General features: G+C 69.3%; 31 protein-coding genes and 1 pseudogene. 19 read left to right on the forward strand and 13 right to left on the reverse strand.

What is annotated here, in order from left to right:
• The first annotated feature begins 101 nt into the window (after positions 1 to 101).
• Positions 102 to 909: pseudogene (locus AB0398_RS30970) on the forward strand (transposase family protein).
• A gap of 186 nt (positions 910 to 1,095) precedes the next feature.
• Here AB0398_RS30970 and AB0398_RS30975 read toward each other — a convergent pair.
• From AB0398_RS30975 to AB0398_RS30985, 3 genes are all read right to left on the reverse strand, one after another.
• Positions 1,096 to 2,736, reverse strand: a complete 1,641-nt coding sequence (locus AB0398_RS30975) for a hypothetical protein (RefSeq protein WP_366378972.1) — start codon at positions 2,734 to 2,736, stop codon at positions 1,096 to 1,098.
• Between the two features lie 384 nt (positions 2,737 to 3,120).
• A complete protein-coding gene (locus AB0398_RS30980; RefSeq protein WP_366378973.1) occupies positions 3,121 to 3,351 on the reverse strand; it encodes a helicase associated domain-containing protein in 231 nt (76 codons plus the stop codon).
• Complete coding sequence (locus AB0398_RS30985) at positions 3,348 to 3,827, reverse strand: DUF6415 family natural product biosynthesis protein (protein WP_366378974.1); 480 nt, start codon at positions 3,825 to 3,827, stop codon at positions 3,348 to 3,350. Before AB0398_RS30985 ends, AB0398_RS30980 begins: the two co-directional genes overlap by 4 nt.
• Positions 3,828 to 4,024: 197 nt before the next feature.
• On the opposite strand from AB0398_RS30985, the gene AB0398_RS30990 reads away from it, so the two are divergent.
• The 5 genes from AB0398_RS30990 to AB0398_RS31010 all read left to right on the forward strand — a co-directional run bounded on the left by AB0398_RS30990 (position 4,025) and on the right by AB0398_RS31010 (position 7,812).
• Entirely contained in the window at positions 4,025 to 4,288 is a 264-nt protein-coding gene (locus tag AB0398_RS30990) for a hypothetical protein (protein ID WP_366378975.1), read from the forward strand.
• Positions 4,257 to 4,793 carry a DUF6879 family protein gene (locus AB0398_RS30995; RefSeq protein WP_366378976.1) on the forward strand — a complete coding sequence of 179 codons (537 nt, stop codon included), beginning with the start codon at positions 4,257 to 4,259 and terminating at the stop codon, positions 4,791 to 4,793. The genes AB0398_RS30990 and AB0398_RS30995 overlap by 32 nt, the downstream gene beginning before the upstream one ends.
• 12 nt (positions 4,794 to 4,805) lie before the next feature.
• On the forward strand, positions 4,806 to 5,681 hold the full coding sequence (locus AB0398_RS31000) for a helix-turn-helix transcriptional regulator (RefSeq protein WP_366378977.1): 876 nt from the start codon (positions 4,806 to 4,808) through the stop codon (positions 5,679 to 5,681).
• A gap of 97 nt (positions 5,682 to 5,778) precedes the next feature.
• Entirely contained in the window at positions 5,779 to 5,976 is a 198-nt protein-coding gene (locus AB0398_RS31005) for a hypothetical protein (protein ID WP_366378978.1), read from the forward strand.
• A 438-nt stretch (positions 5,977 to 6,414) separates the two neighbouring features.
• Positions 6,415 to 7,812 (forward strand): hypothetical protein, encoded by a 1,398-nt coding sequence (locus tag AB0398_RS31010; RefSeq protein ID WP_366378979.1) that lies wholly within the window; start codon positions 6,415 to 6,417, stop codon positions 7,810 to 7,812.
• 19 nt (positions 7,813 to 7,831) lie between these two features.
• Here the strand turns inward: AB0398_RS31010 and AB0398_RS31015 are convergent, their stop codons facing one another.
• Positions 7,832 to 8,050: a hypothetical protein gene (locus tag AB0398_RS31015; protein WP_366378980.1), complete on the reverse strand. Its 219-nt coding sequence runs from the start codon at positions 8,048 to 8,050 to the stop codon at positions 7,832 to 7,834.
• Positions 8,051 to 8,135: 85 nt separating this feature from the next.
• Between AB0398_RS31015 and AB0398_RS31020 the strand changes: the two genes are divergently transcribed.
• Complete coding sequence (locus tag AB0398_RS31020; protein WP_366378981.1) at positions 8,136 to 8,312, forward strand: hypothetical protein; 177 nt, start codon at positions 8,136 to 8,138, stop codon at positions 8,310 to 8,312.
• On the opposite strand, the gene AB0398_RS31025 is transcribed toward AB0398_RS31020, so the two are convergent.
• Positions 8,293 to 8,550 carry a hypothetical protein gene (locus AB0398_RS31025; RefSeq protein WP_366378982.1) on the reverse strand — a complete coding sequence of 86 codons (258 nt, stop codon included), beginning with the start codon at positions 8,548 to 8,550 and terminating at the stop codon, positions 8,293 to 8,295. The two genes, AB0398_RS31020 and AB0398_RS31025, sit on opposite strands and share 20 nt — an antisense overlap.
• 174 nt (positions 8,551 to 8,724) lie before the next feature.
• Here AB0398_RS31025 and AB0398_RS31030 point away from each other — a divergent pair, with 174 nt between their 5' ends.
• From AB0398_RS31030 to AB0398_RS31050, 5 genes are all read left to right on the forward strand, one after another.
• A complete protein-coding gene (locus tag AB0398_RS31030) occupies positions 8,725 to 9,171 on the forward strand; it encodes an RNase adapter RapZ (protein WP_366378983.1) in 447 nt (148 codons plus the stop codon).
• Positions 9,172 to 10,761: 1,590 nt separating this feature from the next.
• Entirely contained in the window at positions 10,762 to 11,337 is a 576-nt protein-coding gene (locus AB0398_RS31035) for a hypothetical protein (protein WP_366378984.1), read from the forward strand.
• Positions 11,338 to 11,380: 43 nt separating this feature from the next.
• Complete coding sequence (locus AB0398_RS31040; protein ID WP_366378985.1) at positions 11,381 to 11,599, forward strand: hypothetical protein; 219 nt, start codon at positions 11,381 to 11,383, stop codon at positions 11,597 to 11,599.
• 12 nt (positions 11,600 to 11,611) lie between these two features.
• A protein-coding gene (locus AB0398_RS31045) for an IS3 family transposase (RefSeq protein WP_366378986.1) occupies positions 11,612 to 12,855 on the forward strand; the annotation gives its coding sequence in 2 pieces (ribosomal slippage) (positions 11,612 to 11,894 and positions 11,894 to 12,855; 1,245 coding nt in all).
• Between the two features lie 83 nt (positions 12,856 to 12,938).
• A complete protein-coding gene (locus tag AB0398_RS31050; protein ID WP_366378987.1) occupies positions 12,939 to 13,286 on the forward strand; it encodes an STAS domain-containing protein in 348 nt (115 codons plus the stop codon).
• A 236-nt stretch (positions 13,287 to 13,522) separates the two neighbouring features.
• Here the strand turns inward: AB0398_RS31050 and AB0398_RS31055 are convergent, their stop codons facing one another.
• Positions 13,523 to 13,885, reverse strand: coding sequence for an STAS domain-containing protein (locus tag AB0398_RS31055; RefSeq protein ID WP_366378988.1), 363 nt, complete (start codon positions 13,883 to 13,885; stop codon positions 13,523 to 13,525).
• Between the two features lie 247 nt (positions 13,886 to 14,132).
• On the opposite strand from AB0398_RS31055, the gene AB0398_RS31060 reads away from it, so the two are divergent.
• Positions 14,133 to 14,540, forward strand: coding sequence for an ATP-binding protein (locus tag AB0398_RS31060; RefSeq protein ID WP_366378989.1), 408 nt, complete (start codon positions 14,133 to 14,135; stop codon positions 14,538 to 14,540).
• A 93-nt stretch (positions 14,541 to 14,633) separates the two neighbouring features.
• Here the strand turns inward: AB0398_RS31060 and AB0398_RS31065 are convergent, their stop codons facing one another.
• The 4 genes from AB0398_RS31065 to AB0398_RS31080 all read right to left on the reverse strand — a co-directional run bounded on the left by AB0398_RS31065 (position 14,634) and on the right by AB0398_RS31080 (position 16,239).
• Complete coding sequence (locus AB0398_RS31065; protein ID WP_366378990.1) at positions 14,634 to 15,449, reverse strand: hypothetical protein; 816 nt, start codon at positions 15,447 to 15,449, stop codon at positions 14,634 to 14,636.
• Positions 15,450 to 15,586: 137 nt separating this feature from the next.
• Positions 15,587 to 15,880: a hypothetical protein gene (locus AB0398_RS31070; protein WP_366378991.1), complete on the reverse strand. Its 294-nt coding sequence runs from the start codon at positions 15,878 to 15,880 to the stop codon at positions 15,587 to 15,589.
• A gap of 37 nt (positions 15,881 to 15,917) precedes the next feature.
• Positions 15,918 to 16,076 carry a hypothetical protein gene (locus tag AB0398_RS31075; RefSeq protein WP_366379012.1) on the reverse strand — a complete coding sequence of 53 codons (159 nt, stop codon included), beginning with the start codon at positions 16,074 to 16,076 and terminating at the stop codon, positions 15,918 to 15,920.
• Positions 16,033 to 16,239: a SpoIIE family protein phosphatase gene (locus AB0398_RS31080; protein ID WP_366378992.1), complete on the reverse strand. Its 207-nt coding sequence runs from the start codon at positions 16,237 to 16,239 to the stop codon at positions 16,033 to 16,035. Before AB0398_RS31080 ends, AB0398_RS31075 begins: the two co-directional genes overlap by 44 nt.
• Positions 16,240 to 16,280: 41 nt before the next feature.
• On the opposite strand from AB0398_RS31080, the gene AB0398_RS31085 reads away from it, so the two are divergent.
• Positions 16,281 to 16,556 carry a hypothetical protein gene (locus tag AB0398_RS31085; RefSeq protein WP_366378993.1) on the forward strand — a complete coding sequence of 92 codons (276 nt, stop codon included), beginning with the start codon at positions 16,281 to 16,283 and terminating at the stop codon, positions 16,554 to 16,556.
• Between the two features lie 77 nt (positions 16,557 to 16,633).
• Here AB0398_RS31085 and AB0398_RS31090 read toward each other — a convergent pair whose 3' ends face one another.
• On the reverse strand, positions 16,634 to 17,593 hold the full coding sequence (locus AB0398_RS31090) for an alpha/beta fold hydrolase (protein WP_366378994.1): 960 nt from the start codon (positions 17,591 to 17,593) through the stop codon (positions 16,634 to 16,636).
• A gap of 85 nt (positions 17,594 to 17,678) precedes the next feature.
• Here AB0398_RS31090 and AB0398_RS31095 point away from each other — a divergent pair, with 85 nt between their 5' ends.
• The 5 genes from AB0398_RS31095 (at position 17,679) to AB0398_RS31115 (ending at position 21,221) form a co-directional block, all read left to right on the forward strand.
• On the forward strand, positions 17,679 to 18,263 hold the full coding sequence (locus tag AB0398_RS31095; protein WP_366378995.1) for a helix-turn-helix domain-containing protein: 585 nt from the start codon (positions 17,679 to 17,681) through the stop codon (positions 18,261 to 18,263).
• A gap of 193 nt (positions 18,264 to 18,456) precedes the next feature.
• Positions 18,457 to 18,957 carry an IS630 family transposase gene (locus tag AB0398_RS31100; protein ID WP_366378996.1) on the forward strand — a complete coding sequence of 167 codons (501 nt, stop codon included), beginning with the start codon at positions 18,457 to 18,459 and terminating at the stop codon, positions 18,955 to 18,957.
• Entirely contained in the window at positions 18,954 to 19,529 is a 576-nt protein-coding gene (locus tag AB0398_RS31105; RefSeq protein WP_366378997.1) for an IS630 family transposase, read from the forward strand. The genes AB0398_RS31100 and AB0398_RS31105 overlap by 4 nt, the downstream gene beginning before the upstream one ends.
• A gap of 374 nt (positions 19,530 to 19,903) precedes the next feature.
• Positions 19,904 to 20,143: a hypothetical protein gene (locus tag AB0398_RS31110; protein WP_366378998.1), complete on the forward strand. Its 240-nt coding sequence runs from the start codon at positions 19,904 to 19,906 to the stop codon at positions 20,141 to 20,143.
• 79 nt (positions 20,144 to 20,222) lie between these two features.
• Positions 20,223 to 21,221: a hypothetical protein gene (locus tag AB0398_RS31115; RefSeq protein WP_366378999.1), complete on the forward strand. Its 999-nt coding sequence runs from the start codon at positions 20,223 to 20,225 to the stop codon at positions 21,219 to 21,221.
• Between the two features lie 107 nt (positions 21,222 to 21,328).
• Here the strand turns inward: AB0398_RS31115 and AB0398_RS31120 are convergent, their stop codons facing one another.
• Complete coding sequence (locus AB0398_RS31120) at positions 21,329 to 22,024, reverse strand: HNH endonuclease family protein (protein WP_366379000.1); 696 nt, start codon at positions 22,022 to 22,024, stop codon at positions 21,329 to 21,331.
• A gap of 161 nt (positions 22,025 to 22,185) precedes the next feature.
• Positions 22,186 to 22,803 (reverse strand): hypothetical protein, encoded by a 618-nt coding sequence (locus tag AB0398_RS31125; protein ID WP_366379001.1) that lies wholly within the window; start codon positions 22,801 to 22,803, stop codon positions 22,186 to 22,188.
• Between the last annotated feature and the right edge of the window lie 184 nt (positions 22,804 to 22,987).

Genomic DNA, 22,987 nt, shown 5'->3' on the forward strand with positions numbered 1-22,987 from the left:
ACAGGATGAAACGGCTCAGTGAGCCTCTTTCATCCTGTGCTGGAGGGTGAAATGGGCTGGTCAGCGGGTGTGGTGACGAGGCAGGGCCCCTGGTCGTTGGCGTGGTGATCTCACTCAACACGTTGGCGACCGGAGGGGCCCTGGTGGTTCCGTATCCTGCCATGCTTGACGTCCCGCACGAGCTGGTTGAGCACGTTGCCTGGCTACTCCATGAGCGTCGCCAGGCCCGTAATACCCGCCGGCGCAGGCTCGGGTGCTTCAAGCAGGCGCTTCTCACGCTGGTCCATATGCGGAAGAACGAGACGTTCTCGCAGCTCGGGGCGGGTTTTGGGATATCGCAGGCCACCGCCTGGCGCTACGTCGACGAGACATTGGATGTCCTGGCCGGCTGGGCTCCCGGCCTCCACGAAGCCCTCACCGGCCTCGGTGAAGGCGACCACGTCATCGTTGACGGCACGCTGATTCCCATCGACCGGATCGCGGCCGACGAGCCGTACTACTCCATGAAGCACCGCCGGCATGGCATGAACGTGCAGGTCATCGCCCGTCCCGACGGCACACCCTTGTGGTTCTCGCGTGCAACGCCGGGCCGCACTCACGACCTGACCGCGGCCCGGGCCCACAGCCGTCGTCCAGGCTTGCCTGAGCCGACAGATCCTCGTTCTCGCCGACCGCGCCTACCAAGGTGCTGGCGCCACCTTCCGCACCCCGTACTACCACCACCGCGAACAGCCGGAGCACTACCAGCAGTTCAACCGCGACCACGCCCGCCTGAGAGCTCCTGGCGAACGTTCCTTCGCGCAGCTGAAGTCCTGGCGCATCCTCCGCCGAGCCCGATGCTCCACCCGCCGCATCGGCACCATCGTCCAAGCCGTCCACACCCTGCTGACCTGCAGCTATTCAGGATGAAAGAGGCTCAGTGAGAGACAGCGGTGGGGCGGCCTATTGCCGCAGGTCGACCTGGTTTTCTTGAGTGGAGCGTACTGTCATAGGTGTGAGAGATCGTGGCGATCTCACTGTCACGGGGCGGTAGCTGTGCAGGTGGCGCACTGCCATGAAACCGAGAGATCGCACCGTGCGGGTGTGATCTTCCGGTCAAAGGTCGTGGGGTACCCGCCCCGTGTCCTTGGGGCCGTTGGTCGGGGCGTCGGCCGTGGCGCGCCGGCGGCGTCGGGCTGTGAGGAGCGCTGCTGTGCCAGCCGCGGTCACCAGTGCCAGCACGGCCGGGGCAGCCCATCCTCCTGGCCCCTTGCCGGTTGCGTTGTCGGGCGAGGCTTTGGCCGAGGCCGTGGCCCTGGGTGGCTCCGGCTTCGCGGTACCGGTGGCCAGTACCTCGATCGGCAGCTCGTTGTCGGACGGGTCGGTGTCACCGGGAGGGACGGCGACCGACACCTTGCCCCGGGCGCCAGGAACCGCCTGGTCGATCCTCACCGCGATCATGGTCGGGAATGCACCCGCCGCGCAGGTCAGACTCCGCGCGGACAGGTCTTCAGGCGCGCACCACTGCTGCTCCGAGGGGTATGAGCCTGGCTCGGGAGCGGGTGCGAAGGACACCCCGGGCGGGAGGGCGACCGTCACCGGGCTGCCGGAGACCGGGGCACCGAAGCCGTCCGTCTCGGTCGGCTGCGGGAGTTCGAGCGAGGCCCAGGCGCCGACCATCCCCGCGATCACCACCGATTTCGCGTAGAAACGCGTTCCGACGGACAGGTCCGCCGACCGGAACGACAGCGATTCCGAGGCGGTACCGGTCAGCCCGGAGGCGTCGGTCGACCTGAGCCCCAGCGCCCGGCCGGAGCCCACGGGCAGCGCCCGGTACTCGGCGACCTCGAAGGGCTTGAGATCCTCGAACGCGGAGACGCGGTACTGGTATGAGCCTTCGGTCTGGCAGCAGCTGCTGTTCTCGGCCCGGATCTCCGCGTCCGTCTCGTACCCCCGGCCCGGACGCAGGCGGCCGCGGATTTCGCAGATGGCGTCGTCCCCGCGGGGGCTGTAGTGGCAGTTACGGAAGGTGCGGGGCAGCTTCAGGGTCTCGTTCAAGACCGGGCTGCTCCGCCTCGCCGGGTCCTCGACCCGATTCCGCCCGGGCATCGAGTCATTGACCGATATGAACAGCACGACGCTCGTGGGCAGCGGCCCGCCGGTGTTGACGAACGCGGGACGCAGCGGGGGCGGCGTGCCGCGGGACGAGGCCGGCAGCAACAACCGTTCGGGAAACGGCCGCGTGTGGAACTCCGGCGGTCCGACGGACACCCGCACCTTCCACTCGGGCGGGAGGTTGGCACGGCCGGAGAATCGGACCATGACGGTGCCGGCGTCGCCGAGGGGTGCGGAGGCGGGGGCGAGCAGGGAGAAGGGGGTGGGGGCCAGCGAGTAGTCGTCGATGGCCCGGCAGGTGATGACCTCGCCGGCCGCCGTGCAGGAGGCGTCCGGCCGTACCACCCGCACCGCGTGGGCGACCTCGGACAGGTCGTAGGTGACGACGATCCCGGTCACCCGCCCACCACCGGGCGCGGGGGACAGTGTGGGGAAGAGCTGCCCGCCCAGCTCGGCGGCCGGCGTGCCTTCCACCGGCACGAACATGGCCGTCGGCCACCACGACTCGGGCGCAGGCCCAGGCGGTGGCGCAGCCGGCGGCGTTGCCGATGCGGTATCCGCGGCCCGCGCCGCCGCGGACACACCTGCTACCGGTACGACCGCAAGCAGCGACACGACCAGCGCCGCCACCACTACCGCCACCGCCCGAACCATCCCCTGAGCGGCCCACCGTGCCCTAGCCACCCGGAGCATCACGTCCCTCACCCCACCCACGACCTTCCCGATACCCTCGCGGCGACGCCCCTGCCCCCCTCGACGCCTCGGGCAGGCTCTCACACTCCCCACCCAGAGCGCCGAGCGAGCCCGCTCCGCCCAGATACCTCGGACACCCTTGTCAAGATTCCGGCGGACATGCGCCGACCGATCGAGACCTGCCTCACCCGTCCACAACCTCCCAGGACAGAACACCCAGCCGGAAAAACTCCGGGGCACGGGCGAGGCGACGTACGCTCCACACCCACGGCCTGGTCCCAGAATCAGACGCAGCGCCCGTCCATCCAGACGGTGCAGCCACAGACGGATCTCCTACGCCCAGTCGATGCCCAACTTTCGTAGAGCCTCGAGCTTCTCCGAGGTGAGCTTGTCCCGCCTCGCCCTGTTGTTGGAGACCCACACCCCCAGCCGTACGGGCACCGGCTCCCTCTCGCCGTCGACGTCGATCTCCACGACCTTGCAGTGCGTGGTGCTGTAGACGACGGCGGCGAGGAGCCCGAGGACGGCCAGGCAGTAGAGCGTCTGCCGCTGCCACTCCTTCACCGCGAGCTCGGCGCCAGCGGCGGCAGGCTCGGCCGGCCGACGTACGCGGCCCGCTCCAGGGCCGCGCCGCGGTGGTCGCAGATCGCCTGGAGCATGTTGCGGGCGACGAGCGCGAGCTGGCGGGCGTACGACCAGGGGCCGAGGGGCCCGTCGGCGGGGCCGTCGGCCTGGAGCTGGGCCCAGTCCCTGAGCGCACCCGCGCCACGCGCCGGGCGCTGCCGCGCGGGGATGGTCTGCACGCCGACGGCGAGGCTCGCGCAGTGCGTCAGGAGCGAGTCGGTGAGCTCGGCGAGCTCCTGAGGGGCGGGGGTCTGCCGTATGGCGAGGGCCTGGCGGACGAGGCTGAATGCTGCTGTCTCGGCGTGCTCCTCTTCGAGGGCCGTGGCGGCCTGGCGGAGGAGGGTCGTGCCGAGGTCCGTCTCGGTCGCGCTTGGGGTGTTACCTGCCTGGCTCGTGTGCTCGGTGTGCTCGCGCATCGGCTGCTCCTGCCCTCTGTCGTGCCTGCCGGTGGCTATGACGGTAGGGAGCGGCTGTGCGTGCACACCAGCGTTGTGCACGGCTGTGCACAGATTCAGCCGACCTGCCGCTCTGGCATGTTCGCACCCTTGACCGAGTGCCTTGGCGGCGGCACGTTGGTGCACATCAGTGCACACCCTTACGAGGGAGGCCGAACATGTCCCTACAGTTCATCGGCGTAGACCCCGAGTCCGGGCAGACCGGAAGCCCGACGGCCTGGGTCGACGAGGAAGCCGGCGACATCGTGATCCAGAGCTACACCGCCAACGAGGCGACCCGCGCCGAGTGCGTGGAGAAGAACGCGCCCGGCCACGTCAAGGCGATCCCGGCCGGGGAGACGGTCGTCCGGGTACCCGTCCACATGGTCCCGATCCTGAGGGAGGCCTGCGATGCCGCAGAACGAGCCGCCGCGGTTCGATGAGCTACTCGCCGGCGCCCAGTGGTCGGCCATCCACCTGGAGCTCCGCGACGTTTACACCGTGCCGGACGAGGCCGACGACTACCGACACTGGCGCGAGACCGGCGAACGCGACGTCGACCCAGCCTCCGCGTACTGGGCACCCTGGGTGGAGATGGTGCGGGCCGCGACTACCCGCGGGGTGGTGATGCGGCGGGTCCGGATCGTGTCGGAGCCGGTGAGCGACTACATCCGGTACGAGCACGCGGGCACAGCGGTAAACGTGGCCGCAGGCGAGGGGGTGCGGTGGCTCCCCCGGGACCAGGCCGTCGGGCTCCTCCTGCCGGTAGTGGACGGCTGGCTCTTCGATGAGGAACAGTTGCTCCTCAACCACTTCACCGGAGAAGGCCTGTGGGCTGCCGTGCCGATGGAGCTGCGTACGGAGCCCGACCTCGTGAGGGCGTACGCCAACGCCATCGAGGCGGTATGGGAGCGTGCTGTCCCGCACGCCGAGTACAAGATTCGATAGCAGGAGCTCATCATGTCCGTCTCCCCGTCCTCCTCGGCGCAGGCCGCTCGTGAGGGCGTCGCGCGCCACCTGCGTGAGCTGCGCGAGGACGCGGGGCTGACGATCACCAAGCTCGCCACCCAATGTGGGTGGAGCCACTCAAAGGTCTCCCGGATCCAGACGGCCAAGACGCCACCATCCACCCTCGACATCGTCGCCTGGTGCCGGGCCTGCGGCGCCGACGGCCAGGCCGCCGACCTCGTCGCGCTCTCCCGCGACGCCGAGACCATGTACCAGGAGTGGCGCACGCGGGCCCGCAACGGCCTCCGCCAGCTCCAGACCAGCTACACGAGCCTCTATCAGGCCACCCGGCTCTTCCGGATCTACTCGCCCACCCTCGTCCCTGGCATCCTCCAGACCGAGAGCTACATCCGAGCCCTGCTCTCCAGCAATTCGCGCCTGCTCGGCGTCCCGGACGACTCCGCCGAGGCCGCCGCCGCCCGGGTCGAACGGTCCCGGATCATCCACCAGGCCGGCCGCCGCTTCGTCGTCGTCATCGAGGAGAGCGTCCTCCGGTATCAGCTCGGCAACAGCGACGACATGGCAGCCCAGCTCGGCCACCTCCTCACCGCCGGCGCCCTCCCGGCCGTCTCCCTCGGCATCATCCCCATGAGCACCCCCAGCCGGACACTGTGGCCGCAGGAGGTGTTCCACCTGTACGACGACACCCTCGCCTCCATCGAGCTGCTCTCCGCCGAGGTGAACATCACCCAACCCAGTGAAGTCACTCTGTACGAGACGGCGTTCGAGGAGCTGCGCAGCATGGCCGTATACGGGGCCGCCGCCCGCGCCCTCATAGTCAACGCGATCGAAGCGCTGTCCGCGGCTCGGGAACCCGACGCCGCCTGACCCGAACGGCGAAAGGCGCCCCCTCCGGCCTTTACCGCCGTACGGAGCACCACCGCGCCATCCACTTCACCCGCACGCCGAACCGGCGTGCCCGCCCATGCCTTGTAGGGGGCCCTGCCGTGTCCACGCTCACCCTGCTCGTCTCCTGCTCCTGGCCCTCGTCCTCCCGCTCTACCTCGGCGCCCTCGGCTACGTCGTCCTGCGCCACCCGCGCTTCGCCCAGCCGCTGACCGTCTGCGGCACCTGGGCCCCCACCCTCGTCGCTCTCGTCGCCCTGGTCGTGGCGCTCCGGTGACCCGCCGAACCAGCCCCGCCGCCAGTAACACACGCGTTCACACGACTTGTTATTCACACGGGCTGACCTCGACCGATCCCCCGAAACCCCCGTCTGGCGCCGTGTGTTACTGCGTCTTATGTGACTGCCCCGCCCGGCGGGGGCCGGCCCGCTCGGATCGAAGGCGCGCACCCCCTTGACTGCCTTGCACTCCAAGGCCGCGTCCCCTTGACCACCCTCGGTCAAGGGGACGCAGACGTGTCGGCTCCGCCCGGCAGAACCTGTCGGGCGCATCCCCCGCACGGGTGACTTCTGCCCTCGCCTACGCGTACGCGATTTCTGCGGTGGCGGTCCAACTCCCCCTGAAAATCCGGCTATTGACAAAAAAGGATTGTTCGGCATGTTTCGGGCGCGGTCCGGTCGTCGGGCCGCGCCACGGTGCGAGATGAGGAGCGAGTGATGCGTGAGACGTACGACGAGTACGCGGCGGCGGGCCGCCTGAGGGTGTCGGTGTCGGCCTGGCGGTGGGCGGTCGCCTCAGGGCTGGTTCCGGCGCCGGACGCCGGGACGGAGTGGTCGCGTGCGGTGGTGGAGGCCGCCGACGCGGAGGGGATCCGGGCGGCGCTGCGGGGGCCGGCCGATGCGTGGCGGGCGGCGGAGCGGCTGACCGAAGCATTGGGGGAGCCGCTGCCGTTCGGCCGTCCGCCGGTGACGGCCTCCGCGATCGGGCACCTGGTCCGCGCCGGTCTGCTCGCTTACCTCGGCGGCGACCCGGCTACCCCCGACGTCCACCCGGACCAGGTCGCCACCCTCGCCCGCCGCAGGGACCTGCCCGCGCTCCTGGACCGCCATGTCCTCCTCGGCCCGGACCAGGCCGCCGTCCGTCTCGGCGTGCGCCGCACCGAGTGGGATCACGTGGTCCGTCTCGGGTGGATCGCCCCCGTGCGCACAGTCGACGTCGCGTTCAAGCGGAGCCGGGGCGGCCCGGTCACAGTCCCGCTGTACTCCGGCCAGGACATCGCCCTGTTGCCCGTCTCCCGCCCGTCGGTGGACTGGCGGGCCCTGCGCGCCCTCGCCCCGGGCCGCCGCTCCCCGCTCGCCTCCCTCGACCCCGCCGACCCGGCGGAAGGGGACACGGTGTTCCTGGCGGCGGTCGCGCGGATGGCCGGGGTCGGCCGGGCGGCGGTGGTGAACTGGCGCCGCCGTCACGACGACTTCCCCGCCCCGGTCGCCGGGACCGACGTCCACCCCCGGTTCGAGCGATCCGCGGTGGTCGCCTGGCTCCTGGCGCACGACAAGATCGCCGTACCTGCGGGCATGCCGTCGGCCACCCTCACCGCGCGGTCCGGCGCGGCGGGGGAGCGCCGGTTCCGGCTCGATGACCCGGTCCTGGAGCTGGCCGACGACGCCGCCGGCGAGGACCGCCTGTCCGGCTGGACCACCGACACCGACACCGACGCCGACGCCCTGGCCGCCCTCACCGCCACCTACACCGGAGCGTCCCTGCGCCGCCTCACCGCGCCCGCCACGCCCCCGCTCGCGGTCCCGGGCGGAGTGCGGGTGAGCGAGCAGTACCGGTCGAGGTTGGGCGGGCTGCGGATCACCCTCGTGTGGCCCGCCGGCCTGCGCGGCACCGCCGACCGCCGCCCCCGGGGCGGCACGGTCGACCACGCCGTCCCCCACACCGCCCCGGGCGCGCAGTGCGTGTGCGTGCGGCAGGCCTGCGGCGGCCTGATCCCCATCTCGTACTGCGCTGAGCACAGCCGCACCGCCGAGCCGGTGATGGAGTGGCACCCGGCGGGCGGGATCCGCTGCGCGCACCTGACCCGCCCCGCCCCTGCGGAGCAGCCGGCCTGAGACAGGGGGCGGGCGAGCCTCAGGTGTGCCGGATGGTGCCGGTGGCCCGGGTCCACTCCGACAGGACCCGGCGGGCGCCGGCATTCTCCTCGACCAGTGTGATGCGGGCGGTGGGATGCTCGGAGTAGGTGTAGACCCACTCCTCGAACCTGCCGTCCGCGATCTCCTCCCGCTCCCACGTGCAGATGACCCTAGGTCCGTCCGGCGGCCGGAACTGGAGTACCGCGTGGTAGCTCATGCGCTGAGCCTACGCAGTATCTGACCTGCGCTGTCAGTGACGGGTGCGAGGCTGGAGCCGTACCGGAGCACAGGAGGAGGAGACCGTGGCGAAGCAGGCGGGCAAGAGCTTCAAGATCCGTTGGCGGCTGGGCGACAAGGCCGGGGTGTCGGCGGTCTCGTACAGCGAATCGGCCCTTGAGCGCTACATGCGGCTCAAGCGCGAGGCCCTGGGCGAGGGCGCTGAAGTGGAGTCCTACGAGGTCAAGCTCGGCGAGCGGTAGACCGGTTCCAGGCCCCCGCCCGAGGGCGGGGGCCGGGTCGCAGTTCCTCGGGGCGCAGGTCGCATTCCCATCGCCAGACGCCGTCCGCGTCGGGCCGGTACAGGGAGCGGCCTCCGGGGTAGCGGCCGTGGTCGCTGATGACCGCGATCCACGGATCGGGATCCTCCGGGTCGAACGGGACCCGCTGCCCGTCTAGCTGCCCGCCGTGGAGCTCCACCATGACCTCGCGTGCGTCCATCGGCCCACCGTAGCCCTCCAGCGGCCTCGCGCCCGCCCGGGGGAGCGAGGCCCCGCCCTGCGGCCCCGACCCCTCGCCCGCACCAACGGCCCCCGGTGCGTTGCCCGTTGCCTACCCGCAGAGGCAACGGGCAACTATTGGCAGGGGAGTTGTGGGGGCGGGAGCGTGGGGGGCATGCAGATCACACACCTCCCCGGCCGCGGCCCGGTCGCCGCCGTAGTCTCCTCCATCGGCGTCCGTCACGACGGCGCCCCGGGCCTCGTCACCGACGGCCTGTACCTCGACCTGAGCCGCGCACTACGCAACCCCGCCGACGACCCCGCGATGCGCTACCGCACCGGCCTGGACGCCGACGTGCACGCCCACGTCCTGGTGACCCCCGCCGCCCTGGAGGTGATCCTGCGCACCGCCGTCCAGCTCCGCGCCCTGGTCGACGAAGTCCCCATGGGCCGCCTGGTGCGGCTCACGGTGGCATGCCAGGGAGGCCGGCACCGCAGCGTCGCGGTAGCGGAAGCCGTCGGGCTCCTGGTCTGGGAGGCGTGGAGCGGGGCGTACGGCGTCGAGATCGAGCACCACCACATCGGCCACCCCGTCCTGTCCTCCTCTTCGACCCCGGCCTGATCCACCCGGCCCCTGGTCGCGGCCGCCGACCGGGCCGGGGCATGTCACCGGACGGGTGAGTCGGTACGTGACCGGCTGTCGCAGCGTTCGTTCACCGGTCATGACACAACGCTCTCAGGCATTCACCGCGCTTGCTCTCACCGCCACTGCCGTGGCGGGCGGCGTCGTGGTCGCCGCTCCCGCGTCCGCCGGCGGTATCGGTGACTTCCTCAGCCCGGCTTTCGGCACCTCCTGCGCCAACCACCAGGTGGGCGCGAAGGCGGACGGAGCCACTACACACAGCACGGGGTCCGCGGGCGGGAACCTTGCCGGCCTTCCCCTCACCGGGGCTCTCAACCAGTGCGGCGGCGCAGACCTGCCTGGTGCCCAGGACATGCTCGGTCAGCTTGGGCAGAATGCGCCGCTCACCCAGCTTCCCCAGTCCGCAACTCAGATGCCCACCTTGAGTGCCTCTGGCCTGCAATAATATTCTGGATCCTCACTCCTGGAATCCAGCAGTGAAAGAGGCCCGGTAATGTGAGTCCCTTGGGCGGGCAGGGATCCATTAAGCGGCCGGTCTTGCTTTGGTGTGAACATTTTCCGTGCGGAGTTGCCCGGTTTTTGAAGGCGAACCGGAAGGTCTTCGAGTTCGATCGCTATTTCGGTAAGCGAGTTAAAGAATTACTGCGTGCCAAATTGTGCGCAAACGTCCCGCACCGAAGCCGCTCTGTTCAACAACCCTGCCTCAGGGTTGTTGAACAGAGCGGCTTCGGTGCGAAGGTGGCTGCTCTTCAAACCGGCTGAAGGATGCGCCGGCTGTCCCAAGGGCCACCGGCAGCCGGTGTCTGGGGTGCCGACAGGCTACCGGAGGCCTCCAGACGAGCCCAGAAACCCTCCCAGCGCCTGCCCCAGCGCCTGGTCCCCATTGAAGAGGTTGGTCAGCTCTACGGAGGCCTGCCCGATAACGAAGTCCACATATGAATCCGAGGCGGGCTTTGGAGTGAGCGTACCCATGGCCAGATTCTGTGCGGAATCGGGCCTCGCGAGATTGATGACGGCATCCTGTCCCGGCAGATCTGCTCCACCGCACTGATTGAGCGCATTGGCCAGGGGGACACCCACCGTATTTCCGTCGACGTGTCCTGAACCACCCCGGGCTTCCCCCGCAGCCTGACCACCGACACCATGATTGGCGCAGGCTGTGCCGAACGCCGGCGAAAGGAGGTCACCGATACCACCGGCAGCCGCACTCCCGGCACCGCCAAGAACCACACCGAAGGCGGTCGTAGTAAGAGCCAGAGCACGCACAGATCGAGGATTCATACACAGGCAACGAACCGCACCGCACACAGGACACGTCTTCGCATGAATCGTGGGGCCATCAGGCGTAACGGCAAAGACCACCACGGAGATACGTGCACAGCTCCACCAGACCGCGCGCTGGGCCATGCGCCCCCATACGCTTCCCCTGGTCTCGCCCACGCCCTTCTCAACGGCGAACAGTGCCCTGGACCCTGAACTCCCCCGCTGCGGCAGACCCGTACGGCTTCGCGTCGCCGTGGCACCCGGAACCATCCTGCGCAGCATCCCCCTTCGATGGGAGACGATCCGATGCCCCCGTTCACGCTCACCACCAAACGAGCCCGGTCCCGACTGGCCGCCCTGCTCATGGGTGCCTGCCTGCTGGCAGGCTCACTCGCTGCAGCTCCGGCGGCCCAGGCAACCCCCAGCGGCATCCTCGCCCTCACCTGCACACCGCCCAGCAGCGCGGTCACCACCTACAGCCCGGCACTCACCAACACCCCACAACAGGTCGCCTCCACCGTCTCCTACCAGTTCGGCCCCTGCGTCTCCGCCACCACCGCAGTCACCTCCGGCACCGCAACCCTCAACAACGCCCCCCGAGCACGCAGCTGCTTCGACCTACTGGGCAGCGCCACCCGCACGCTGACCGTCACCTGGAACACCGGCCAGACCAGCACCATGTCACTGAACGTCTCCGCCACCGTGGTGGGCGCCGTCCTTCAAACACTGCTCACCGGCACCGTGACCTCCGGTCTGTTCCAAGGCCACACCGTGCTCATCGACCAAACCGCCCCCGCGGCCAGCATCCTGACCTGCACGGCCGGCCTGGGCACCGTCCCCAGCCTCTACAGCACCGTCGCCGTGGAGATCACAACGCTGTAGGCACTGCTCGACCGGGCCAACCAACCCCGCCGACGATCCCTCGATGCGCTACCGCACCGGCCTGGACGCCGACGCCCACGCCCATGTCCTGGCCACCCCCGGCGCGTGGAACACCATCACCCTCACCGCCGTCCAGCTCCGCGCCCTGGCCGACGAAGTCCCTGTGGGCCGTCTGGTTCGCCTCACGGTGGCGTGCCAGGGAGGCCAGCACAGGAGTGTGGCCGTGAACCGCTTCGGGTCTGATGGAGGCTCGATTCCCTGAGAGGATCGAGTCATGGCACGTCCGTCCCCTTACCCTCCCGAGCTTCGCGAGCGCGCGGTGCGCATGGTTGCGGAGATCCGCCCGAACTACCCCACCGAGTGGGCCGCGATGAAGGCGGTCGCGGCCAAGCTGGGGATCGGTGCCGCCGAGACGGTGAGGACCTGGGTCCGCAAGACTGAGGTCGACGCAGGCCAGCGGCCCGGAGTCACGTCGGAAGAGGCTGCGGAGATCAAGCGGCTGCGGGCCGAGAACGCCGAACTGCGACGGGCGAACGAGATCCTCAAGGCGGCCTCGGCTTTCTTCGCGGCCGAGCTCGACCGGCCGTCGAAGCGCTCGTAGCGTTCATCGACGCACACCGCCAGGTGTTCGGGGTCGAGCCGATCTGCCGAGTCCTGACCAGCCACGGACTGAAGATCGCGACGAGCACCTACTACGCCGCCAGGAACCGCACCCCCAGCGACCGGTCGATCCGCGACAGGGAGCTGAAGACGCAGATCATCCGCGTCCACGCCGACAATTTCGGCGTCTACGGGGTCCGGAAGGTCTGGCGTCAGCTGCACCGCGAGGGCATACCGGTGGCCCGCTGCACCGTCGCCCGGCTGATGCGCGACCTCGGCCTCGAAGGCGCCCGGCGCGGGAAGAAGATCCGCACCACCGTCCGGGACGATGGCCATGAGCGGTCCGCTGACCTGCTGCAACGCGACTTCACCGCGTCCAGGCCGAACGAGCGGTGGGTGGCTGACTTCACCTATGTCGCCACCTGGTCGGGGATCGTCTACGTCGCGTTCGTCGTGGACGTGTTCTCCCGGGCGATCGTGGGCTGGTCCGCCGCCACCAGCAAGCGGGCCAAGCTCGTCCTCGACGCGCTCGACATGGCCTTGTGGCGTCGCGATCGCGCCGGAACTCCCGTCGGCCCGGGGCTGGTTCATCATTCGGACGCGGGCAGTCAGTACACGTCTTTCGCGTTCACCGCGCACCTAATCGAGGCCGGCATCGACGCCTCGATCGGCACCGTCGGCGACGCCTTGGACAACGCGCTCATGGAATCCCAGATCGGCCTCTACAAGACGGAGTTGATCAAGCCGCGCAGGCCCTGGCACGGCCTGGCCGACGTTGAACTCGCCACTGCGGAATGGGTCGACTGGTTCAACAACCAGCGCCTGCACACAGCGATCGGCGACATCCCGCCCCACGAGCACGAGACCAACCACTACGCTCAACACCAGCCCCAACCGGCGGCTGGAGTCAACGCATAGAGCCTCCACCGATCCCGGAGCGGTTCAGCGTCCAACGCGCCGAGAGGCTTGTACCGCCCGTACTGCTCGCCCTGGAGGAACAGGTGACCGCTTCCCTTTTGACCGTGGCCCGCCACGCTCACCCCTCCGGCGCCGACGTGGTGAAGGTAGGGGGTGAACTCGATCAGCACACCTCGCCTCACCTCACCGAAGTGCTTGAGGGCGTTCACCTGACACCCGGCACCACGCTGGTGGTCGACCTGAGCGGGCTGATGTACTGCGACTCCACCGGCCTGACCGTGCTCATCGGCCTCTATCAGCGCACCGAGGCGGCCGGAGTACCACTGGTCCTCGCGGGCCTGGAGAAAGAGCTGCTGCGGATCTTCCGCGTTACCGGCCTCGATGAGTTGTTCACCCTCCGGGCAACCGTCGAAGAGGCATTCGCTCTCTGACCCCTCACTGATCACAAAGAAAACCGGAACCGCCAAGGGCAAGACAGCCGAAGGTACCGGCCCGGCCCGCCGGCTTTGACCAGACTGATACAGGACGAGGCCGAACCGAAGCCGGGCCCTGTCGGTACCGCCTGTGCCCTGTCCTCACCCCGCCTGAACCGCCCGGCATAACAAGAGAGCGGCTGCCCGGATCTTTCCAAGACAGCCGCTCCGTCGTGATCGCGCCGGGGTTCGTGTCAGGCGTTCAGGGCGTCTTCCCGGTTGAGGTGGCAGGGAATGACGGTGTCGACGCCGATCAGGACCAGCACACGCAGGACGGCTTCCTGGGGGGCGGCGATGCTCAGCCGGCCTTGCAGGTCGTTCAGGTGCTGGTGGGCGGAGACGAAGACGTTGATGCCGCTGGAGTCCATGAAGCTCACTCCGCCCAGGTCCGCCACGACCCGCCGGGCTGTTCCCTCGCCGGAGAGCAGGGCGTCGCGCAAGATGTCCTTGCCAGTGTGGTCGATCTCGCCGTGCAAGGTGACGACGCGGACGCCGTCGATCGTGCGGTGCGCCGCGGACAGCCGGCCCGGCAGGTCCGCTTGTTCGTGGCCGCTCATCGTCTCCTCAACCAGCCCTTACGCTTGCCCCCCCGGGGGCGGGAGTGTGCGCGGACGATTCTGCCCCACCACACATGCCGCCCACACCCGCACGGCCACCCCAGTCAGCCCGTATCGCGTAGGGATCAGACGGGCGGGTAATCACGCCGGGTGGGTGGCAACGAAGGCGAGGCCAGGACCAGTGCAACCACCTGATGTCGATGATGGCGGTGACGGTACCGCCCAGCCTCTTCCGGACGGATATGTGATGCGGGCCGGCTACGCCTTCGACGGCGACAGCAGCTGCATCGCCGACGCCCGCCACCACGCCACCGCCTTCCTCGAGACGGCCCGCACCGAGTACCGCCTGACCGTCTCGGACCGCGCCAAGGACCTGACCGCGCTCGTCGTCAGCGAACTGGTCACCAACGTCCTCAAATACGCACCCGGACCGGTCCTGATGGAACTGCGCGCCACCGCCGAGACCGTGGACGTCGTGGTCTGGGACAGCGACCCCACCCTCCCCACGTCCAGGGCGCCCGATCCCGGCCGGATCGGGCAGCACGGCATGGAGATCGTCAAGGCCGTCACCGAGGAGCTGTTCATCGAACAGGAGCCGGTCGGCAAGCGCATCACCGCCCGCCTCGCCCTGACCGACACCCCCAGCCCGGTATAGAGGCCGACGTTCCTTCCGTCCCGGGTGCACAAGCAGGGGCTTGGTACGCCTCCACTGAGGCTGTGTATGCCACCCGGTGTGCCGGGGGTGGGGTCAGTCGAGCAGGTGGGTCAGGGCGGCGGTCAGCGCGATGATCGTTTCGGCGTCCGCGCGGGTGTGGGCGAGCGGGGTGTCCGTGCCGCTGGGGCGCGGGCCGATGACGGTGGTCTGTTCCTCGATCGCTTTGCGGATGACGGCCCAGCGTTCGCTCACGTCGCGTTCGCGTTTCTGTTTCTTCCCGGGCTTCGCCCAGCCACTGCTGCGTTCGATGTGTTCCAGGGCGTGGCGGGCGCTTGCCAGGGCGCCGTCGATGTCGTTCTCCCGCAGTCTGCGCTGTGCTTCCAGCAGGTGATCGGCCGCTGTGTGTCCGGGCCGGCCTGGGGAGGGGAAGGGCACGAGCATCTCCACGCCGAGCGAGCGGCCCAGCCCTTCGAGCTGCCGGAGCCAGTGGCTCTCGGTAACCTCCAGGCGCAGCTGTAGGTCGGGGCAGCCGGGGTGGACGGATGCCTGGGGCAGCACGGCCCGTATGTCCAGCGCCAGGCACAGACTGCCGCGGCGGCGTTCTTCCAGAGCCCGTACAAGGGTGTTGGGAAGGACGTACTGCAGGCGCGGCCGCTCAAGGGCACCCGGTTCGAAGGGCACGGTCACGGCCGCCGAGCCCAGCCACAGCAGTGAACCGGTGCCGGTGGGGGCGTGCAGGTCGGTTTCCAGCGTCAGGACCCGCCCGGCCTCGGCAACCACCGGGAGGCGCACCTCCAGCTCCAGACGCAGGGCGTGCGCGCCGAGCCCTTTGAGCAGCGCCAGGCTCTTGCCGCGATGGCTCACGGGGATGGCTCCGACCGGCGGCTCGAAGCACAGCTTGTCCCTCATGGTGCCCTTCCCCTGTCGCCTCACCGTGATTCAACCAGGGGCGTGCCGTCAGGGTATTGAATCAAGAAAAAATGGTCGTCCAGCTCTGTTCGGCGCGGGTGCGCAGGCCGGCTTCCTTGGGTGTTCTCCTGCCCGGTTCAGGCGGCGAGGGCGGAGGTGAGGGTGAACCGGGTGGTGACGCCGGCGGTGTCGAAGCGCCGTTTAAGAGAGGGGCTGAGAGGGCCGACAAGCTTGATACCGCTGGTGAGACGGGCGTCGATGAGAAGGTACAGGAGGTGCTTGCCGCCGTATTCCAGGGCGTCGAGGTCGACGACCAGGCGCAGGCCGGCCAGGGTGGCGGCGGTGAAATCTATCTCAAGGTCTTCGCTGGTGAACCTGCCGGCGGTGCCGCGCAGTATCAGGACGTAGGCGCCGGGGAAGCGGGCGTGCACGACGGTCAGCTCACGCTCCGGTCCGCTGTTTGTCCGTTCATCGCTCCAGCATCACAGACGGCGCTGCGAGGCGGGGGCGGGGCAGGGCGAGGGGGATGACGTGCAGGGCGAGCAGGGCGATGTCGTCACTGGACCAACCGCCGTAGTGCGCGTCAAGGATGCCTGTGAGGTGGGCAATGGTGGCGGCGGCGTCCATGCCGTGGTTGGCCGCCAGGGCGGCGGCGAGGTCGGCCTCCTCGAAGATCGCCCGCGCCTCCTCGGGGGCGGAGGCGGACTTCGGTGGCGCCGTCGCTGTAGAGCAGGAGCAGGTCTCCGGGGGCGAGATGGAAGGGCACGTCGGTCAGGTCCAGGGTGTCCATGACGCCCAGCAGGGTACCTAGAACCGCCGATTAACTCCGCGATGCGCTACCGCACCGGCCTGGACGACGACGTCCACGCCCACGTCCTGGCCACCCCCGGCGCCCTGGAGCTGATCCTCCGCACCACTGTGCATCTGCGCGCCCTGGCCGACGAGACGGCCGCGGGCCGTCTGGTGCGCCTCACGGTGGCGTGCCAGGGCGGCCATCATCGAGTTATGGACCGGACTGTGGAAAGGCATGCCGGATCGGAACGCATCTCTGCCTGTCCGCGGACGTGTTCGGGTGATCATGAGGTTGTCAGCAGCAGTTTTTCATGAGGACGATGCCGTCGTGGTTGATGACGTCCCATTGCCAGGTCCCGATCAGCTCATAGTCTCGCCGGCGGTGGGAACGTTTATCTCCGTTCGTGGTTGAGCCAATGGGTGATGTCGGCGATGACGGTGGGGTCGATGTGCTGCGGGATGCTGTATTCGGCGGGGGTGGATGGGCCCGTGCCGGGGAAGAACAGGTGGTTGTCGGCTTCGTAGACGCGGATATCGGTTTCCGGGCAGTCGGCCAGGCCTGTCTGCCATCGCGTCAGGTCGTTGGCGACGGTGACCTGGTAGTCGCGTCCTCCTTGGAGGATGAGTATCGGCTTGCCGAGTCCGGCCGCGATGGCGACCGGGTCGTAGTCGCGCAGTTCGAGCCAGTACGGCGCGGGCAGCCCGAACGGCAGGTCCGCTGCGGGAATCGAGGGCGTGAGTTCCGCACTGTCGACCAGGGTGGCCTGTCGCCGGAAGGTTTCGATGACCGCGGGTGGGACCTGATCGGGGAGGATGGTGGCGAGGTAGCTGACGACGCGGACAGCGGCGTGGTGCATCGGCTGCGTGTTACCGGCCATGATCACCAGGCCCGCCACTGCGGGTGCGGCGACGGCGACGGCGGGGGCAACCTTGCCGCCCATACTGTGTCCGAGGACGAAGACCCGCTCAGGGTCCACTGAAGGGTGGCTGCGGAGCAGGCCGACCGCGTCGACGGCATAGGGCACGTATTCCTGTGACATCGTCAGGTCGGGCGCCGCGGCCACATCGCGGTGGGTGTATGTCGCCTTGTCAAACCGCAGTACGGTCGTCCCGCGGCTGGCGAGTCCCCAGGCCAGGTCTTTGAGAGGTTTGTTCGGCCCACTGGTCTCGTCGCGGTCGAATGGCCCGCCCCCGGCGAGCAGGACAACCCCGGGGCCGGGAGCCTGTCCGCGGTGAACACTCATCGTGCCTGACACCGTGAACGGGCCGGTGCCGACGGTGACCTCGTGCTCGCTGAAGCAGCCGGGTTCGGCATAGGGCGGTGGTACCCAAGCTAGTTCTGAGCCGGTCATGGACTCTGTCGCAGAGCCGTCAGGCATCGCGTCACAACCTTTCTCAAGAGGTGCGAACGTTAGCATGGCATGAGATCATTTCGGGATGGATGCCTTTGAACTCTTGGCCCACCCGGTGCGGTTGCGAGTGGTTCACGCGATGCGTGGCGGCAGGGAACTGACCACGGCCGACCTGTGTGACCGCATCCGGGACGTCTCGAAGGCCACGGTCTACCGACACGTAGACCTACTCGCAGCCGGCGGCGTTCTGGAGGTCGCCCTGGAGCGGCGCGTGCGCGGCGCGGTCGAGCGCCGCTACCGACTGCGCCGCGACCACGCAGGAATCGATACAGCGACGGCCGATTCGCTCTCCCTTGACGATCACCGCAGTGCATTCGCCGCTGCTCTAGCGGTCCTGACTGCTGAATTCACCGCGTATCTCCACCGCGACACGGCCGACCCGGTAGCCGACCAGGTCGGCTACCGGCAGCATGCCGTCTGGCTCAGCCCTGGGGAACTGCACAAGATGATCGACGGGATGCGAGAAGCCATCGCCCCCCACCTGGGCAACGAGCCGTCACCCGACCGCACGCAGTACCTGATCAGCCCGATCCTCTTCCCCATCGAAGCGCCGCCGACCCAGACCGGCACCGATGCCGCGGGCGGCCAGAGCCCGGGACCCGGCATCTGAGGTACAGGTGGCGTACTGACATGAACCCGAGAGGTCGCAGCGATCCACTCGGGTGCCGGTGCTAGGGCGATCCGCAAGTCCTCGATGTGCGTCTCCTTCGCGGTGAGCCGGGTGCGCAGGTGCGGGGTGGCGATTACTGATCTTTTCGTTAGTTCTGTGGGCTCGACGGTTTCGTTGGTGGGATCCTGATGCGGTGTCTTTCAAGCCTTCGTCTGTTGTTCCTCCTTTGACACGGCCGCAGCTGTCCGAGGCCCGGCGTGTGCGGGCGGCCGAGTTGTTCGGCCAGGGACACTCGAACGCCGAGATCGCCCGGATGCTCGGGGTCAGTGACGAGAGCGTGCGGCGGTGGAAACGGGTCTGGGAGGAGAATGGCGCCGATGCTCTGCGCCGGCGCCCGGCCACCGGGCGTCCGCCCAAGCTGGACGACGCCCAGGTCGAGCGGGTGCGGGACGCGCTGGAACAAGGCGCCCAGGCCCATGGTTTCGAGGCCGATCTGTGGACCCTGGAACGGGTCGGCCTGGTGGTTGAGCGGGTGACCGGAGTGGTCTTGTCGCGGGCCTCGGTGTGGCGGCTGCTGACCGGCCGGCTGGGGTGGAGTCTGCAGCGGCCCGAGCGTCGGGCGGTCGAGCGCGACGAGTCTGAGATCGCCCGCTGGGTCGCGCACGAGTGGCCGCGGATCAAAAAGGGGCGGTGAACACACGTGCCTGGATCGTGTTCCTCGACGAGTCGGGGGTGTCGCTGCTGCCGCAGGTCCGCCGCACCTACGCGCCCCGCGGCCGAACCCCGCTCCTGCGGCACCGGCTGAACTGGAAGCGGGCTTCGATGGTCGGCGCCCTCGGCTACCACGCTGCCGACCCGGACCGAGGTCCTCGGTTGTGCTTCCACCTCAAGCCCGGCAGCTACGACACCGCCGCACTCATCGAGGTCCTGGAGCAGATGAAGACGTTCTACAACGGCGAACGGGTGGTGCTGGTCTGGGACGGGCTGTCGGCTCACTGGAGCCGGGCGATGCAGGCCTGGGTCGCCGAGCAGGACTGGCTCACCCTCGAGCGATTACCGGCTTACGCACCCGAGCTCAACCCGGTGGAACTGCTGTGGTCCTCGCTGAAGAAACGCGAGCTCGCCAACCTCGCCGGCGACCATCTCGCCGATGTCGCCGACGCCACCGAACAGGGGATCCACCGCATCAACACCAACCCCCAACTTCCCTGGTCCTTCCTCGCCCACACCGGCCTCACCCTCCACCCACCAGACCCACAGAACTAATGAAAAGATAAGTAGGCCGTGTATCGAAAGTGGATCTTGGGCTGTGCATGATCACGGTTCATGGGTTGGGGAGATCTCACAGACGAGCAGTGGGCAACGCTGGAGCCGTTGCTGCCAAGGGGGCAAGGCCCCGCTGGCCCTGCCGGTGGAGCCGGGGGAGTGGGACATCCCCCGCGTCCCGCTGCGCTACGACCGCGCGGTCATCGCCTGCACCGCTCTCACCCGCCAACTGCGCGCCGCGCGCGGCGCGGGACGCACCCGGTACTACGAGGGCGTTGTCGCGCACCAGCAGGCCGCGATGCCCGAACAGCTCCTCCTCTTCTCTGACACCGACGTCGAGGAGCCAGAGGCGGGGGGGCGAGCCGACGGACTACATGGAGAGGCTGCGAGCGCTGCAGAAGACGCGCGCCGAGACGGGCGGACAGGACCTGACCGCCGAGCAGATCAGCAGCATCCAGACCCGCATCGAGGAGATGAAGAAGCGCGGCGAGGCACTCCGGGAGCGCTACGAAACCCGCCCCGAAGCTCCCGCTCCCCGGCCGGTCCTCGAGGACCAGGAGCACAGACAGCATCCCGGACAGCCCGGCACCGGACACGGAGGGGCGAGCCGCTGAGTGGGCTCCGTAGTCGTCGCCATGCTCACGCATCCTTCGCATAAGCGCCTCGTTGGCCCGGGGGGAGGAAGGAGGCGAAGTGGTCCGAGACGTGAAGGTGCTGTCGGCGTTGATCCGGCGCCGGTATCGCGAGGGCGCGAGTATCGCGGTGGTCGCGCGGGAGCTGGGGGTGTCGAAGTCCACTGTGCGGCGTCATGTGCCGGCGGGGGAGCGGCGGGGTGCGGCGGCCGCGGCGCGGCAGCGCCACCGTAACCGGGCGGAGACGCCGTACGAGCGGGCGCTGCGTGCGCAGGTGCGGCGTTTGTACGGTTCGGGGATGCCGCAGCAGCGGGTGGCGGCCACGCTGGGGATCTCGGTCGAGGCGGTGGTGGCCCGGCTGGAGCCGTCCCGGCGTCGTTCCCGGCAGGAAGCAGCCTGGCTCGCCGTTGAACAGCAGGGCGAGTTCCTGCCGCGGGACGAGATCATCGCCCGCTATGTGCAAGGTGCCACCATGGCCGAGCTCGGCCGGCTCTACGGGGTGCATCCCACCACGATCCGGCGCAGGATCCCCGACGACCTGATCCGCTCCCGCGGCCGCACCCCGAAGTCCCAGCCCCGGTCCCGGCGGGCGCTGGTCGACGAGGAGGTCCGCCGCCGGTATGCGGCGGGGGAGAGTGCCTACGCGCTCGCCCGCGAGTTCGGCGTCTCCACCCACACGATCCAGGCGAGGATTTCCGACGCCGAACGGCGCGGCCGCCCTACCGGGAAAACCTCCGTCCCACCGCCTCGTCCTGCCAAGCCGCGGCCGGGAGGCGTCCGGATGGTGCTGGCGCTGTCGGACGAGGAGATCCTGACCCGTTACCGGGCAGGGCAGTCCGCGACCGCGATCGGACGTGCGGCGGGTGTGGACTGCCGCACGATCCTGCGCCGCATCCCCGAAGCCGAACGCCGCGGCCACCTCCAGGCGCAGCGGCTGAACCGGCCGGCCCCCGACGTCGACGCGGACACCATCCGTGCGCTGCGCGCCCGCGGCCTGTCCTGGGAGGCGATCGGCGCCGAGGTCGGCCTGTCGGCGAAGACGGTCCGCGCCCGCGCGTGAAGACAGGAGCCCGTGCCCCGGCTTGACACGTCCTACCCTGCGCGACTCACATGTGCCCTGTACCGGGGTCATCCCGGTACAGGGCACGACGTGCTCCCGCCTCCGGTCTACCGTGCGGGGTTGTAGTGGACGATGGTGGTCTCGCAGGCCTCGGCGTACACCTTTAGCGCCTCAGCTTCCGTCTGGTCGACCGTGAGGCCCCAGCGGAGCTTGGTGGCGGTCCACTCGCCGATGTAGCGGCAGTGGGCGTCGGGCAGAGGTGGCATCCAGGTGGCGGGGTCCTGGTCGGCCTTGGAGCGGTTGGTGCGCGCGGTGACGGCGACGAGGGAGGCGGTGGCGCCCTGGTCGTTGGCGTAGGCCTCGCGCCGCTTGGCGTCCCAGGTGCTGGCGCCGGAGTCCCAGGCTTCGGCGAGGGGGACCATGTGGTCGATGTCGAGCTTGCCCGCCTCAAGCACCTCGACGTTGTCGTAGTAGGAGACCCATGTCCCGCCGGTCAGCTTGCAGCCGGCCGCGACGGCCGGTTCCTGGACGGCTTCGGCGAGGAGGACCTCGTTACGGGTGTTGCAGCCGTCGGCGGGGTCCAGGCCGGTGTTCCAGTGGCGGAAGGAGGTGCGGGTGTAGCCGGTGCGGTCCTCGTCGGCGAGGGGAAGCCGGCCGACGGCGTCCTCCAGCGGCAGCACCTCCGGAACAGGCACCACCGCCGTGGTCGCGATTGTGGCGGCGGCGGCGGTGGGGGAGGGGAGGGTGAGCGGGGTCAGGGCGAGGCAGAACGCGGCAGTTCCGCGCAGCAGGTTGGTGATCACGCCCGTAGGCATAGCGGACCCAGACGCGCGAACACGCCGGGCCCTGGGCGCTCATCGACCACGCGGAGCGCCGGAGTCCGGCGGAGAAACGCTCCGCCTGAACGTGCTCGGGTTCACCTGCAAGGAGGCGACCGTACGAGGCCACCCCTCATCTGGAGGACTCAGCGCCAGGTGAGGTGTTCGTAGTGCAGGAGACGGGCGCGGGCGGCCTTCTCGGTCATGCCGAGGGCTTCGGCGATTACGTCCATCGCCTCGTCGTGCTCACGAGCCAGGGCCCGGGCGGCCTCGGGGCCGGTCTCGGCGACGATCGCCTCCAGCTCCTCGCAGGCCTTCAGCATCGTCGCGTAACCGCGCGCCGTATCGTCCTCCAGCCATAGCCGGTCGATCCGTTCCCGCACTTGCCCGAGCAGCCCTGCGAGGTCCTCGGGCAGGGCGACCGCGCGCCCGGCGACGTCGCCGAGGTGGGCTTCCCACTCCGTGTACGGGCCGGTGGTGTCATAGGCGTCGGGATCGTCGTCCTCGCGGACCTTCTCCCAGTCGATCGGGTACCTCGATGTCCCACGCCAGCCGCACGCGCACCGGCCCCGCATCGACGTCGCGGTGGGCCGGCGGAAGGTGCCGTCGTAGTGCCACCACGAGGTCGATTCGTGGAAAGTGCTGCCGCTGCCCAGGTCGAAGAAGACCGGGCCCGGCTCGCTGCCGTCGGCCAGCAGCGCCCCGACCGCGCCCTCGTGCGACTCGAACCCCTCCCGCCGCCACCCCTCCCGTACTCCGTACACCACAACACCCCTTCCACCTCGACACCGGCGCCCCGGGCACCGTGCCCGGGACTTCTGCGGACCACGATGGGCAGCAACCACCATTTCCCGCAGCCGGATCGCGTCATATTCCACAGGCAGACGTAGTGCGTACCGGTGGCGCGCGCCCCTGCGGCCGGGGGCCGGGATGAGCGGGACGAGGCCG

This window comes from Streptomyces sp. NPDC086147 (assembly GCF_040702165.1).
GTDB lineage: Bacteria > Actinomycetota > Actinomycetes > Streptomycetales > Streptomycetaceae > Streptomyces.

What these genes read in the sequence shown, in the direction of transcription:
- AB0398_RS31065 (WP_366378990.1), bottom strand. Translation starts at nt 15,449, where the DNA reads ATGAGGGACAAGCTGTGCTTCGAGCCGCCGGTCGGAGCCATCCCCGTG.
- AB0398_RS31030 (WP_366378983.1), top strand. Translation starts at nt 8,725, where the DNA reads ATGCAGATCACACACCTCCCCGGCCGCGGCCCGGTCGCCGCCGTAGTC.
- AB0398_RS31025 (WP_366378982.1), bottom strand. Translation starts at nt 8,550, where the DNA reads ATGGACGCACGCGAGGTCATGGTGGAGCTCCACGGCGGGCAGCTAGAC.
- AB0398_RS31015 (WP_366378980.1), bottom strand. Translation starts at nt 8,050, where the DNA reads ATGAGCTACCACGCGGTACTCCAGTTCCGGCCGCCGGACGGACCTAGG.
- AB0398_RS31055 (WP_366378988.1), bottom strand. Translation starts at nt 13,885, where the DNA reads ATGAGCGGCCACGAACAAGCGGACCTGCCGGGCCGGCTGTCCGCGGCG.
- AB0398_RS31000 (WP_366378977.1), top strand. Translation starts at nt 4,806, where the DNA reads ATGTCCGTCTCCCCGTCCTCCTCGGCGCAGGCCGCTCGTGAGGGCGTC.
- AB0398_RS31010 (WP_366378979.1), top strand. Translation starts at nt 6,415, where the DNA reads ATGCGTGAGACGTACGACGAGTACGCGGCGGCGGGCCGCCTGAGGGTG.
- AB0398_RS30995 (WP_366378976.1), top strand. Translation starts at nt 4,257, where the DNA reads ATGCCGCAGAACGAGCCGCCGCGGTTCGATGAGCTACTCGCCGGCGCC.
- AB0398_RS30985 (WP_366378974.1), bottom strand. Translation starts at nt 3,827, where the DNA reads ATGCGCGAGCACACCGAGCACACGAGCCAGGCAGGTAACACCCCAAGC.
- AB0398_RS31040 (WP_366378985.1), top strand. Translation starts at nt 11,381, where the DNA reads ATGCGCTACCGCACCGGCCTGGACGCCGACGCCCACGCCCATGTCCTG.
- AB0398_RS31095 (WP_366378995.1), top strand. Translation starts at nt 17,679, where the DNA reads ATGGATGCCTTTGAACTCTTGGCCCACCCGGTGCGGTTGCGAGTGGTT.
- AB0398_RS30990 (WP_366378975.1), top strand. Translation starts at nt 4,025, where the DNA reads ATGTCCCTACAGTTCATCGGCGTAGACCCCGAGTCCGGGCAGACCGGA.
- AB0398_RS31080 (WP_366378992.1), bottom strand. Translation starts at nt 16,239, where the DNA reads ATGGACACCCTGGACCTGACCGACGTGCCCTTCCATCTCGCCCCCGGA.
- AB0398_RS31005 (WP_366378978.1), top strand. Translation starts at nt 5,779, where the DNA reads ATGCCTTGTAGGGGGCCCTGCCGTGTCCACGCTCACCCTGCTCGTCTC.
- AB0398_RS31090 (WP_366378994.1), bottom strand. Translation starts at nt 17,593, where the DNA reads ATGACCGGCTCAGAACTAGCTTGGGTACCACCGCCCTATGCCGAACCC.
- AB0398_RS31110 (WP_366378998.1), top strand. Translation starts at nt 19,904, where the DNA reads ATGGAGAGGCTGCGAGCGCTGCAGAAGACGCGCGCCGAGACGGGCGGA.
- AB0398_RS31035 (WP_366378984.1), top strand. Translation starts at nt 10,762, where the DNA reads ATGCCCCCGTTCACGCTCACCACCAAACGAGCCCGGTCCCGACTGGCC.
- AB0398_RS31060 (WP_366378989.1), top strand. Translation starts at nt 14,133, where the DNA reads ATGCGGGCCGGCTACGCCTTCGACGGCGACAGCAGCTGCATCGCCGAC.
- AB0398_RS31085 (WP_366378993.1), top strand. Translation starts at nt 16,281, where the DNA reads ATGCGCTACCGCACCGGCCTGGACGACGACGTCCACGCCCACGTCCTG.
- AB0398_RS31075 (WP_366379012.1), bottom strand. Translation starts at nt 16,076, where the DNA reads ATGGACGCCGCCGCCACCATTGCCCACCTCACAGGCATCCTTGACGCG.